This window comes from Mucilaginibacter flavus, assembly GCF_030409315.1.
In the GTDB taxonomy this organism is placed as follows: domain Bacteria; phylum Bacteroidota; class Bacteroidia; order Sphingobacteriales; family Sphingobacteriaceae; genus Mucilaginibacter; species Mucilaginibacter flavus.
Map to the genome: position 1 here is coordinate 73,481 of NZ_JAUFPS010000097.1, position 12,375 is coordinate 85,855.

General features: G+C 37.2%; 11 protein-coding genes and 1 tRNA gene. 9 read left to right on the top strand and 3 right to left on the bottom strand.

Annotated features, from left to right (window positions below):
- The first annotated feature begins 26 nt into the window (after positions 1-26).
- From QWZ17_RS28940 to QWZ17_RS28950, 3 genes are all read left to right on the top strand, one after another.
- A complete protein-coding gene (locus tag QWZ17_RS28940) occupies positions 27-530 on the top strand; it encodes an RICIN domain-containing protein (protein WP_290308850.1) in 504 nt (167 codons plus the stop codon).
- A gap of 91 nt (positions 531-621) precedes the next feature.
- A complete protein-coding gene (locus QWZ17_RS28945) occupies positions 622-1,599 on the top strand; it encodes a GlxA family transcriptional regulator (protein WP_290308851.1) in 978 nt (325 codons plus the stop codon).
- 127 nt (positions 1,600-1,726) lie between these two features.
- Positions 1,727-2,680: a bifunctional helix-turn-helix transcriptional regulator/GNAT family N-acetyltransferase gene (locus tag QWZ17_RS28950; RefSeq protein ID WP_290308852.1), complete on the top strand. Its 954-nt coding sequence runs from the start codon at positions 1,727-1,729 to the stop codon at positions 2,678-2,680.
- A 56-nt stretch (positions 2,681-2,736) separates the two neighbouring features.
- Here the strand turns inward: QWZ17_RS28950 and QWZ17_RS28955 are convergent, their stop codons facing one another.
- Complete coding sequence (locus QWZ17_RS28955; RefSeq protein WP_290308853.1) at positions 2,737-3,366, bottom strand: HAD family hydrolase; 630 nt, start codon at positions 3,364-3,366, stop codon at positions 2,737-2,739.
- Between the two features lie 64 nt (positions 3,367-3,430).
- Between QWZ17_RS28955 and QWZ17_RS28960 the strand changes: the two genes are divergently transcribed.
- The 4 genes from QWZ17_RS28960 (at position 3,431) to QWZ17_RS28975 (ending at position 7,336) form a co-directional block, all read left to right on the top strand.
- Positions 3,431-3,504: transfer RNA gene (locus QWZ17_RS28960), tRNA-Ile, on the top strand.
- A 295-nt stretch (positions 3,505-3,799) separates the two neighbouring features.
- On the top strand, positions 3,800-5,032 hold the full coding sequence (locus tag QWZ17_RS28965; RefSeq protein WP_290308854.1) for a site-specific integrase: 1,233 nt from the start codon (positions 3,800-3,802) through the stop codon (positions 5,030-5,032).
- A gap of 279 nt (positions 5,033-5,311) precedes the next feature.
- Complete coding sequence (locus tag QWZ17_RS28970) at positions 5,312-6,139, top strand: DUF5677 domain-containing protein (protein WP_290308855.1); 828 nt, start codon at positions 5,312-5,314, stop codon at positions 6,137-6,139.
- 108 nt (positions 6,140-6,247) lie between these two features.
- Complete coding sequence (locus QWZ17_RS28975; RefSeq protein ID WP_290308856.1) at positions 6,248-7,336, top strand: DUF3800 domain-containing protein; 1,089 nt, start codon at positions 6,248-6,250, stop codon at positions 7,334-7,336.
- Positions 7,337-7,370: 34 nt separating this feature from the next.
- On the opposite strand, the gene QWZ17_RS28980 is transcribed toward QWZ17_RS28975, so the two are convergent.
- Together QWZ17_RS28980 and QWZ17_RS28985 are read right to left on the bottom strand one after the other, a co-directional pair.
- Entirely contained in the window at positions 7,371-10,496 is a 3,126-nt protein-coding gene (locus QWZ17_RS28980) for a DEAD/DEAH box helicase (protein ID WP_290308857.1), read from the bottom strand.
- A gap of 1 nt (position 10,497) precedes the next feature.
- A complete protein-coding gene (locus tag QWZ17_RS28985) occupies positions 10,498-11,331 on the bottom strand; it encodes a hypothetical protein (RefSeq protein WP_290308858.1) in 834 nt (277 codons plus the stop codon).
- A 236-nt stretch (positions 11,332-11,567) separates the two neighbouring features.
- Here QWZ17_RS28985 and QWZ17_RS28990 point away from each other — a divergent pair, with 236 nt between their 5' ends.
- A complete protein-coding gene (locus tag QWZ17_RS28990; protein ID WP_290308859.1) occupies positions 11,568-11,897 on the top strand; it encodes a helix-turn-helix domain-containing protein in 330 nt (109 codons plus the stop codon).
- Complete coding sequence (locus QWZ17_RS28995; protein WP_290308860.1) at positions 11,894-12,214, top strand: hypothetical protein; 321 nt, start codon at positions 11,894-11,896, stop codon at positions 12,212-12,214. The genes QWZ17_RS28990 and QWZ17_RS28995 overlap by 4 nt, the downstream gene beginning before the upstream one ends.
- The last annotated feature ends 161 nt before the right edge of the window (positions 12,215-12,375 follow it).

A 12,375-nucleotide genomic window follows, 5' to 3' on the forward strand; every position in this document is an offset into this window, starting at 1 on the left:
TATCGTCAACCTATCTATACCTACTTATGAAAAAACATGTGCTGCTATGGTGTATCCTGATGTGCCTGTCATTTTTTACATCAGCCCAAGTCATCGTTGGAAACTACGCTATCAAAAATGTTGAAACAGGCATGCTGCTGCGCGTGAAGGACGCGGCGTCAAAAAACGGAACTCCGTTAGTTGCCTACTATCCGGAAAACTGGAAATGTATGACCTGGAATTTTAAAAATACCGGAACTAATATCTATCAGCTTCAAAACCTGTTAACCAACAAAACGTTTCAGCCAGTCACAACGGCTAACGAGGGTATACCTTTTGAAGAACAACCATTTGTAAGTAACGACCCTAACCAGCAATATGAGTTTATAAAAGTAAAGCAAGACGCCTACCTCATTAAATTAAAAGGTACTGATTTATATATAACCCCAGCCGATAGCAAAGGCAAAGTAAACACTGCGATTATCCTCGCCCAAAAGAGAAGCACTCCGGAACAATTGTGGACAATATATGAACAGGCGCCCACCATGTAAAACGCCCTGATTCATCAAAACTCTAATGTTAGGCAGTATATGGTTTAAATAAACCCTTGTTAACAATATCCGTTTATTATATTTTTGAGATATGAAGCATATATCCATCTTGGTGCCAAAAGGTGCTATATTAGGCAGTCTTGAAGGGTCAAGGCAATTACTAACCCAGGTTAACCAGTTTTTTTTATCAATGGGAAAAGAGCCCGTTTTTAAGGTTGAGTTGGTAGGCCTGGCTAAAGCTACCCCAGTAAGTGGAGGCGCTTTTACTGCTAATACAGATGTGTTGTTTTCTGATGTAAAGAAAACAGACCTGATCATCATTCCAGCACTTGATGGCGAGATAACTGCCGCTATTGAAACCAATAAGGATTTTATCCCCTGGATAATTGAGCAATATAAAAATGGGGCAGAGGTTGCCAGTTTGTGCATGGGCGCATTCCTGTTAGCTTCAACAGGTTTGCTAAAAGGTAAAAGCTGCGCTACGCATTGGATGGCGGCAAATCAGTTCAGGGCCATGTTTCCTGATGTTAACCTGGTAACTGAAAAGATCATAACCGACGAGCAGGGGTTATATTCATCGGGTGGTGCCTTCTCTTACCTCAACCTTATTTTATATCTCATAGAAAAATTTGCTGGCCGGGATATGGCCATTTTAAGTTCAAAGGTATTTGCTATCGAGATGGAGCGCACCAGTCAATCGTCGTTTATTATTTTTCAGGGACAAAAAGACCATTCCGATGATCCGATTAAAAAAGCCCAGGAGTTTATTGAAAAAAACTACCAGGAAAAAATAAGCGTGGAGCAACTGGCATCAATGTTTGCCCTGGGAAGGCGCAACCTGGAGCGACGCTTCAAAAAAGCAACGGCTAATACCGTGGCCGAGTACATTCAACGTGTAAAAATTGAGGCGGCTAAAGTAAGCCTGGAAACCTCACGCGATAACGTGAACGAAGTGATGTACAACGTTGGCTATACCGATAATAAGGCATTTCGTACTACTTTTAAACGCATTACCGGTTTATCGCCTATTGATTATAGAAATAAATATCAGCGGGAATATCTTAATTAAGGGAACTAAGCGGTATAAAATCAATTCGGCATATAGTATCATATTTTTATCATTTTGTGTCGATTGCAAAAAATAAATCCATGAATTTATATATTTGTGTAATTAGTTACGTAATTGTATTTATAAAATGGATTTTTTCAACAAAACAGGCAAAATGGCTATAGGCAGCCGGTTGCGAATGCTCACCGAAATGATAACCGAAGACGCCGCCAAAATTTATAAACTATATGATATTGACATGCAGCCGAAATGGTTTCCGGTATTTTATGTGTTATCGGCTGGTGAGGCTAAAACCATCACCGATGTAGCCAAAGAGATTGGACATTCGCACCCATCTGTAAGTAAAATAATAAGGGAGATGGCCAAACATGATCTTGTAACAGAGCAAAAGGATAAGACTGATGGCCGGCGCAATATGGTTAGCTTATCAACCAAAGGATTATCGATAACTCAAAAAATTGAAGATCAGTACACCGATGTAAACCAGGCCATTGAACAACTCATAGCCCAAACCCGCAACGATTTATGGAAAGCCATTGAAGAATGGGAGTTTTTGCTTGAGCAAAAATCATTATTTAATCGCGTACGCGACCAAAATAAAGAACGGGAAAGCTTGAAGGTTAAGATAGTTGATTACACAGCTGATTATAAACAAGCCTTTAGAGATTTAAATGAAGAATGGATATCTAAATGGTTTAAAATGGAAGGAGCTGATTACAAAGCGCTTGATAATCCTGAAAGCTATATTTTGAATAGGGGAGGACATATACTGGTAGCGCTATACAATAACAAACCGGCAGGCGTATGCGCGCTGATAAAAATGGATGATCCGGACTATGATTATGAGATGGCAAAAATGGCCGTGTCGCCCACAGTTCAGGGTAAAAATATTGGGTTCTTATTGGGTAACGCCATTGTTGAAAAAGCAAAATCATTAGGTGCTAAAACAATATATTTGGAAAGTAACACCATCTTAAAACCAGCCATAAACCTGTACCATAAATTAGGCTTCAATAAAGTAGCCGCCCGCACATCGCCATATGAACGCAGCAATATTCAAATGGAGCTCATCATTAAATGATGAACATAAGGCTGGAATAAAAGGAACACAAAGCCTCAAACAGCTTTACATTCCATTCATAAGCCCGATCTTTTAAAAAATTGTTGAATGGTATCTGGCTTGGTCATCAAAAGCGTCTGGATACCCAGTTTTTCGGCCCCTGCCAAATGTTGTGGACTATCATCTATAAACAGCGTTTCGGCCGGGTCGAGATTATTTTCATTAAGCACCAACTCAAAAATTCGTGCTTCGGGCTTACGCATGCCTGTATGATGCGAATAGTAGGCTTTTTCAAACAGGTGCGCGTTACCGTCAAAGCCGAAATCCTTTTTCAGGTAATCCATAATGTAATCATAATGGATAGCGTTGATGTTGCTGAGTAAAAAAATGCGGTATCGTGTTTTCAAATCAAGCAATAATTCGTGGTTACCTGGCTCAATTCCGAGCAGCATACTGTTCCATGCAGCGTTAATTTGCTCATCGGTAAGCGTTGGATTACCCGATTTTAGCCTGATATAGTCCCTGAATTCATCCGCAGAGACTTCTCCTCTATCAAATTTGTCAAAAATTTCATCTTGTTGCTTGTGGCCAAAAAAGTCAGCGGCATTACTGATACCCAATTGATTCCAACCCAACTCTGCCTTTTTAAAGTCGATATTGAAGATCACATTGCCATAATCGAAGATGATATTTTTGATATTTTGCATAAAGAGTTTTGTAAAATGAATGCAAATATGTAAAATTGCACCCGTTAAATAAACAAAAATAACCGCGCCTATAGCTCAGTCGGTTAGAGTAGAAGACTCATAATCTTTTGGTCCCTGGTTCGAGCCCAGGTGGGCGCACAAATCCGACTCTGGCGAGGCGGTAGAGCCCCTTAAATCATTGATTTAAGGGGTTTTTTCATTAATTATCCCCTTACCAACCCTTTGTAAAGCCTAAGTTCTCGTTACCTATCCGACTACCTGTTTTTTGTTTTTAAATTAGGTAACACAAACCAATTCAATAAATTGAATTACAGTTTGTTACAGCGATAAAAGTTACTTTTTGCAAGTGGCCTTATGTTGTATTTGTGTTACCTATTGTGTTACCTAAAAACGGGATGAAGTATGAAACATTAAAACTTAAAAATTAGATTTTATGCAAACATCACAGTCGTTCGGTATTCATTTTACCACCCGTCCTGACAAAGCGAAAGACGGAAAAGAACCTATTTATGCCTGCGTTACGGTAAATCGTCAGCGCGCTTACATTGCTTTAAAGCAAAATGTTGATCCCAAAAATTGGGATGGCGGCAAAGGTGCCGCTAAAGGAAATAAAGAAGAGGTTAAGTCTATTAACAACTACCTGGAGGAAGTAAGGCTTGCCATTGGCAACAGCTATAAGGAACTTCAGATCAAAAGGAAAATGTTATCGGCTAAAGCAGTGAAAGATTTATACCTTGGAGAGGAAGCCCAGGTTTATTCCCTAAGCCGCCTTATAACGTACCATAACGAAACTTCTACCGAAGATTTGAAGTGGAGTACCCTGAAACATTATTATGTCACCCAGCGCTATTTAGTGAAGTTTCTGGAAACTCAATTTAATGCTACGGATATTTACTTACATCAGTTAGATTATAAGTTTGTAAAAGATTTTGAGGTATTTCTCCGCAACCATAAACCTAAAGATCACCAGCAACCACTAAACAACAACGGTGTGATGAAACATATCATAAGGTTGAAAAAAATGACTAATCTGGCTTTGAACCTACAGTGGATTAACAATGATCCCTTTGCCACATACAAATTGAAGATTCTAAAAGTTAACCGCGAGCAATTATCTGAAAAGGATTTGGCGGACATGGAAAAGAAAAAGCTGTCAATCGCGAGATTGGATATGGTGCGGGATATGTTTGTCTTCTGTTGCTATACCGGATTGTCTTATGTGGACATGATCAATTTAACTCCGGCACACATCATTGCCGGTAGCGATGGAGAACGTTGGATAAGGACTTGCCGAGAAAAGACACTAATACCAGTTAATGTGCCCCTACTTCCACCAGCTTTAAAGATTTTAGATAAATATGAGGATAATATAAGGTCACTGTCGGATGGCCGTGTATTTCCAACCGTATCAAACCAAAAAGTCAATAGTTATTTGAAGGAGATTGCCGACTTATGTGGTATAACAAAGAAAGTAACCTTTCATATTGCCAGGCATACATTTGCGACCACCGTGACATTATCTAATGGCGTACCCATTGAGACGGTTAGTAAGATTTTGGGACATACGAAGATTACAACTACTCAAATTTATGCAAAGGTGGTTGAGAGGAAACTAAAGGAAGATATGGAGACCTTGAAAAATAGATTATCTTTAAATAATCTGTAGCAAATTGCTCTAATTATACGGTAGGACTTTGAAATATAGAGAGCCCTACTGTAAACAAAAATCCAGTCAAGAGGGCTCATTTAAGTAGATTAATTTCAACAGGACAACAAAAACCCTTCTCATTGATATCGATAATTAGGAGGACGAAAAAAACTGTGGGATCAATCAAGTATTTGAAAGGCAGTCAGTAATCATTTTATAGTAATCATGCTATCTTAGTTTTAACTAATAATTTAGGCGGACAACAATTTAAATATCTCTTACATTAAAGTAATTTCTATGGATCAATCTTTAAAACTTGGCAGTGATGAATATCTTAAAGAGGCTATGATTACTTTAGACAAAGTACTTGCCTCTTTATGGAAGATAAACGAAAAAGTTCCAAATGTAAACGATGACTTGATGATGGCTAAGTGGACATTAGCATGGCCAATCGTGGAAAGTGGTATGTCTTTACTTGATTTGTCGCAAAAGCAAAGGATGCGAGATTGTTATATTATTGCTCGTCCCATATTTGAGCATGTATTGAATATAGGATATTTCGGAGCCAACGGCGAGAAAGCGATAAAACTGGCTTTGCAGCACTCGCATCAAAAGTCTTATAGAGATTTAAATAGGGAAATTAATATTAAAGATATTAAAGTAGCGATTGGTTTAAAGAATTTCAATAACATTCCGGTGTCCGACGAGTTAAAAATTGCACTTGATGAGTTTACCAGTCAAAAAGGCTTTGAAGTTAGGTCGTGGACTGGTGACAATACTTTTAAAAAGATTGAGATAATTGCCGATAAATATGGGAAAGACATTGGAACAATATTAACCCTTAATCTTTTTTATATCTATAGACATTCTTCTGAAATAATTCATGGAACATTATTCGGTACGTTATTCAGTAGAGGAATGACTAAACTAAGTAATGAATGGCCAGTAAATTCGATTGATCTGGAAAAACACCAAAACACATATATTGGATTTATTTTACAAAATACAATTCTAATGACCTACTGTGCAATTAAGATAATTGATTCACACTATCCATTGGGGGGAAATGATTTTGAGGAAATAAAAAAGATTGTGACAGCTTATAGAATTAAAGTTGAAAAATAACATTGCCTTGCAGCTATGTTTATGAGGGCAGGTAATGAAATAATTATTTTATTTTATAATGTCCTATGCATTAGCTGATAAACATGATAAGATCGCTAAAGTAAGCAAATGATATATTTTGATGAAGCCGGCAATTCCGGAGGAAACTTATTAGATAAGAATCAGCCGACATTCGTGCTTGCATCACATAATTTCACTGCTGACGAAACAGCAAAGTTGTTAGCACCTATAAAAGCAATAAGTAACGCTGATGAACTGCATTTCAAGAATCTTAAAAAATTCCAGAAATTTCGCAATGCAATTGTAGAAATCTTTAATCATGAACTAATCAAAAGTGACCGTATTTATCATTATTTTGCACACAAACAATTTATGGTTGCTATCCAGCTGGTAGATCAGCTAATAGAACCAGTATTGTATGGAGAAGGGATAGATATTTATCAGTACGGCAGTAATCTCGCAACTGCAAATATGCTCCATATTCTGGGTACCGTCGCTTGGAAAACCGAATATGACAAGGTTTGTGAATTATTTGTAAAGTGGGTTCGTTCTCGGTCTCATCATGATTGCGTTGAATTTTACGAGTCAGTAATAGGTCTGCAGCAATCAACACAACCAGAATTTAAAGATATTTTAACACCTATAATCTTGAGTACACAACATCTTGGGACAATCACGAGTAACTTTGATAAATACACTTTAGACGCAACCTTAAGTTGTTTTGTGGATCATTGTAACTTTTGGGCAAAGATTTACGGAAAACCTTTTGACATTACATTTGACAATTCTAAACAGATAGATTATTGGCGAGACATGATAGATTTTTTAACCCACTCACTACCAACAGCAGAGGTGGGTTACGGGTCGCGGAAACACAAATATCCATTATTGGTCAACAGTTTAAAGATTGCCGCCAGTCATGACAGTGAATCCATACAACTGGCTGATTTATTTGCATCGTCCCTTAACTACATCTATACAAACTGGGCTAAAGAGAAAGAAGATGACTTTTCAAAACGCTTGCAGGCAACAGAGCTTTTTAAACTCACTAATGAAAATAAAATGTGGCCTACAAAAAAGGTTACTCCTGAAGAATTAGATATGACCGAACCTTCAGGTGTTAATGCTTTGGATTTTATCGCTAATGCTGCTACTATACACCGCGAAAGGTATGACAAAGCCCGCAACAAGAAATAACCCATGAAAATTAATAATCATGTATATTCTGCTATTATTTTACCAGGATCGATGATAGTTTTTTCCACTCCTCACCTGAAAGTGTCGAGCCAGACGGAACCATAGCATTCCATTCGGAATTACTTAAACTGCTAATTTTAGCGCGTATTTGCGTTAATGATAGTGTCTTATCTTTAGGCAATATCTTAGAAAGCGATTTTGCCAATCTACGGGGTACACCAGCCATTCTCATTAAAAGAGCATCCTCGGTATCAACGCCATAATAAACCATTGATGGAATATATGACGTTTCTTTTAATTCATCATTTGAACTATTAACTATGCCCTCTAAAGCGCCTAAGCCCCATGATGCTTTAAATCTTGTACTATTAATGTACTTAACAAAGCTGTTAATTCTGTCAGCTGAATCTGAATTGTTAGCAAAAGTGGGGTGATGTCCTGAAACGTCGAATAATTGATCGCCTTTAACCCAACTGATTATGACCTTTGCTACGGCTTCCTCATTGAATGCGTTGCTTCTGGAATCAGTCCCTAAACCAGTTTCTTTTAGTTTTGCGATAACCTTAATCTTTTCCTCTAAGTAGTTGGTATTATAGTTAAAGATATTTTGTGCTTCCCAACTTTCAGGCGATGCGATTGCAGGATTTGCTCTGTTTTCCGCTTTCATAATTTCTAACACAGAAGGCACCGAAAACCCTGTCTTATCTGCAAATCCCAATGCACCGGGATTAATCCGTTCTTGTAATTGAAGGTAAATCAATCTGCATATTTCAATAAACTTGTTTTTATCAATGGTACCTAATTGATAATAGCCCAAACTGTCCTTAAACAAATCACTAATTTCAATTGCACTTTCCTTACCTGAATGGTTAAGCACATGAATAAGATATTGTACCAGCGGTTCAAGGGAATCGGCGTATCTATTCGCAAGCTTAAATACTTGGTCGTCTGACTCACTAAGCGTCGTTAGGATAGAATCTGCATTGATCATCATTTCGAGAAGCATACTCGCAATCCCTTTAGAACTCTCGCCAATTAAATCTTTTGCGGTTTTAGTATTATCGGCAGAGTTAAATGGAAAAATCAGTTTGCCAAAATTGTCTACCATTGTTCGTCCCGCTCTACCAGCAATATTCCAAAAATCACTTGTAGTGAGTTTATTGTCACCCTTTCTGTATGAATCGAAGTACACTGCAGAAACAGGGAAATTAACGCCTTCAGCTAAAGTACTTGTAGCGAATATATGTCGTATTTCCTTTTCGCGAATTAAATGTTCAATAAGCAATTTTGTTTCATCCGACAAACCAGCATGGTGCAATGCGATTTTCTTCTTCAGTACTTTGGTAAGGACTGTTTCCTGGCCTACTTCATCAATTATAAATTTCCTGACCAACTCAACCATTTCTGATATTGGACAATCATCAAGTGTCTCAAACAAATATTTAGCTCTATTATCGACCATTCCAGACCCTTGGCATAAATAAAGAACTGATTTGTCACCAGATCCATATCTTTTAGCAGCAAATTCAAGATACTTCTCTTTGTCTGTACCGGAAAGGACGAAATCAAGATCTACGTCGGGGAGCTCTCTTTCCTTCGGTATAAGTGAGTAAGCAGATGGCAATAGCGTTTGGGTAAATTTCTTAAAATTGCTTTTCTGCTTAATGCCGACTAACAATTTTTCAGCAGGCTTCCAGTTTATTCTTATTGGAGTTTTTATTTTATTTCCAGCTATCCAATTGGCAATAGTGGATGCAGAGTCCTTTAAAAATGGAGACAGGAACATAAACTTTGAGTTTGGCCGCTCTCTTTTAAGTATAGCCAATAAAAGTTCTAACCGTGTGCCTCTGCTACCGTTTTGAATCATATGAGCCTCGTCAATAACAAAAAGGGCGACATCTTCAACTGATTCATGATTCCGCCTAATTAGTAAATCCAGTTTTTCGGGCGTGGAAATGAGAATGTCGATTTTTTCTTTTAACAATGCTTCCTCAGATGGATCGACTTCTATAGCCCCTGACGTTTTTTCGATTGCGAAGTTTAATCCCTCAAAATCAGCTTTTAGATCATAATAAACCTGATTAACCAAAGCCCGCGTAGGAACTACGTAAATAATTTTCGAATCGGCATTTAAGGCTTTGGTCACTATGATGTTAAACTCCGCCAAAAGTGTTTTACCGGCACTTGTCGGCATTTCAACTACTGTAACACTGGCAGCAATATCCAATAAACTTTGACTAATAGCGTCACGTTGAGAGGGTAACAGGTCAATGATTGATCTCTCTGCAATACTCTTTGCGATACAAAAGTCTTTTAGTTTCTTAATTTGAATAGCATTGGTGGAATACCATATCGAGTTATTTTGTAACAACGTAAGATTTTGCTCCATTATGGTCACAATACTTTGTAACCTGGGGGAACTTTTAAAAAGCTTTTTCGCTAATTCGGAGTGAATGCGAATTTCACTCTCCAATTTCCCTTTGTAATTATACCCTTGTGTCAGGTAATCTGCTGTTTCTGTAACAGTTTTTGAAACATGATACCAGCCAAGTAGCTGTTCAGCTGAATCGAGTTCTTTGGAATAATCATTTATTTGAGACAGATACTTTTCCTCAAAATCTTTTTGCGATGTTTTAAGTTCAGAGATCAATTTTAAGGACGTTCTAATATCAGCGTAACCCGAATCTTTTCTGACCAAAAGAATAAATGCCTCTAAAATCTTATCTGCTACTATTTCTTGCCAATTGCCTAATTCAGCGTAATCTTGAGAGAAATAACTTTTTAAATCAAGTCTTACCTGCACTGTTTTATCAGCTTTCAGACCAAGAGATGCCAAATAAAAATAATAAAGGCTATAATTCCCAACCTGCTCAATTCCAAAATATTTATTGAACATGCCAAGAAAATAATCACTCGAAATATTATAAGACTTTAGTATAGAATAGGCAGTATCAAACAGTGAATCATTGATTTCCTGATCTCTTACCGAAAGCAACTTATTTAATAACAGGTACTCTATTTTGATGATTTTAGTATTTAATTCGTTGTCATAATCATGCATACCGTAGCCAAGCTCACTTTCCAGAAAAGCAAGTTTACGGTCCTGTACAAAGGACTTAATTTCATCATCATGTAAAACAAACTCTAAAATATCTTTCATTCTATGCTTTACAAAGTTCCTGTACTTTATCGTAAAAAAGGTCTATTGTGTCTTTAACGTTTTTGTCCAAACTCATTATACAAAATGTAATATGGTGTGGATCGAAATCTGTTTGTTGTGTATAAAATTTACCATAATCCTCATTGACCTTAACACATGAAACATCTCTTAGCAAGGAACACCCGAAAACAAGGTCAAATTCACTTTCCTTTCCAAAATCCAGCAAAAGTAAAACTAATCCGATTTTTTCGGCAGCTTCATCTGTAAGGTTTCTGCTATAATCAGATAAGCGATTAACCAACAGTTCCTTATTGTTTTTAAATTTTGTTTGTGTATTATAAATGGAATCTTTATTATAGTCAACCACATCAGGTGGATTCTTCATCTGATGTGAAACTTTGCCTTCACCTACCAATAGACTTATCCTGTCATTGTCTATCCGATAACCGACAGCATCCAATCCTCGGCCTGGCTGAGCAGCCAGTTCACGATTTGTTATATTTTTGTGAGGGATTATAAATCTTTCAGATTCTGGCAGTTTATCTTCAAAATAATAAGTTAGCAACAACTCGCCAAGATCACTTCTGTAAATATCAGTAAGAACTGTCTTATGAATTTGGCCAGCTTCCCGTATTAAGTCCTGGGCAACGGAATTTTTTGTTATTACTTTTTTTAATTGTGTGCTGTCAAATCCGTGTTTCTGAAATAACAAACTTTCGTCGATAGTATCATAATTAAATCTTGTTTGGGATCTTTGCTTGATATACATCTCAGAAAATTTAATAATAAATTTATCTGAGACAGAAACATCTTCTTTAGCGAATTTGTGGGCCATTAACAGGTTTGTTGGTTTAGACCTATAAACTTATTCAATCGTTTTCGGATTTCCTATAAATGACAAAATTAAACCGGTTATTAACTTGGTAGTAATAAAATGCCATAATTTGAAAATATCTGCAAAATAAGGTATTTAAATATTATTCCTATTCTAAAAAAAACACCTACCTCGTACATGAGGTGTGAAAAAAATATTTTTCCCTTCCTCACATTTGCTGTGCTAAATTTTAAGCTATGGCAAATTACAATGAAACTCAAAATGACTTTCAGAAAGTTCACCGCGATCAACTGATCACGGTGCAGGACTTGATTGATTTTAAGCAACAATTAATTGTTGATATTAAAAAGCTATTGAAGGAACAGACTGGCCATCCGGGACACCAATGGCTCAAGGCCTTCGAGATCAAAAAGATGCTGCGCCTTTCTGAAAGCAAGCTCCAATACCTCCGTGATAAAGGCCTGATACCTTTCAAAAAGTTAGGCGGTATAACTTATTACAACCTGGAAGAAATTGAGGCGCTCATGAACTCTGGTAAGTTAAACGATCAAATGAAAATGGCATGAAGCGTAAAGCAAAACGGATCGTTCCGAATTTGGATAAAAAGCCGAGAAGCAGGAATGCAATTACTGTACGTAGCCATGATGGTTTAGGTACGTCCATGCCGCCGTCGCTTGCCAGTATTGAAATTTATTTTGATCAAAAAGGCTTAATAGAAATTGCAAATGATTTCTTCAGCGAACATGAATTGCGGGAGTGGAAAAGTATTACCGGATACCCAATAATTAACTGGAAAGTTTGCGCTGCTGATTGGATTTATGATTACCGGCAGGCGGTGAAAATGCGGTTTAAAAAATCGCGTTTTTACACCGAACCATCTTGATCGGCAAATAAAATTTTTATGACAATTTGACGGTTTCTGTTGAATCGGGTTTTGTTGCATCGAATCATGAGGTTGTACGCTGTGGTATTAAAAATTGTAAATAATGCTGGTGTCGATATCACATGATTAACCTGTGAATTTTGAACAACCGATCAAATTTT

Excerpts from the sequence above, each read along its gene's own strand:
- QWZ17_RS28940 (WP_290308850.1), top strand. The coding sequence starts at position 27 with ATGAAAAAACATGTGCTGCTATGGTGTATCCTGATGTGCCTGTCATTT.
- QWZ17_RS28945 (WP_290308851.1), top strand. The coding sequence starts at position 622 with ATGAAGCATATATCCATCTTGGTGCCAAAAGGTGCTATATTAGGCAGT.
- QWZ17_RS28950 (WP_290308852.1), top strand. The coding sequence starts at position 1,727 with ATGGATTTTTTCAACAAAACAGGCAAAATGGCTATAGGCAGCCGGTTG.
- QWZ17_RS28955 (WP_290308853.1), bottom strand. The coding sequence starts at position 3,366 with ATGCAAAATATCAAAAATATCATCTTCGATTATGGCAATGTGATCTTC.
- QWZ17_RS28965 (WP_290308854.1), top strand. The coding sequence starts at position 3,800 with ATGCAAACATCACAGTCGTTCGGTATTCATTTTACCACCCGTCCTGAC.
- QWZ17_RS28970 (WP_290308855.1), top strand. The coding sequence starts at position 5,312 with ATGGATCAATCTTTAAAACTTGGCAGTGATGAATATCTTAAAGAGGCT.
- QWZ17_RS28975 (WP_290308856.1), top strand. The coding sequence starts at position 6,248 with ATGATATATTTTGATGAAGCCGGCAATTCCGGAGGAAACTTATTAGAT.
- QWZ17_RS28980 (WP_290308857.1), bottom strand. The coding sequence starts at position 10,496 with ATGAAAGATATTTTAGAGTTTGTTTTACATGATGATGAAATTAAGTCC.
- QWZ17_RS28985 (WP_290308858.1), bottom strand. The coding sequence starts at position 11,331 with ATGGCCCACAAATTCGCTAAAGAAGATGTTTCTGTCTCAGATAAATTT.
- QWZ17_RS28990 (WP_290308859.1), top strand. The coding sequence starts at position 11,568 with ATGGCAAATTACAATGAAACTCAAAATGACTTTCAGAAAGTTCACCGC.
- QWZ17_RS28995 (WP_290308860.1), top strand. The coding sequence starts at position 11,894 with ATGAAGCGTAAAGCAAAACGGATCGTTCCGAATTTGGATAAAAAGCCG.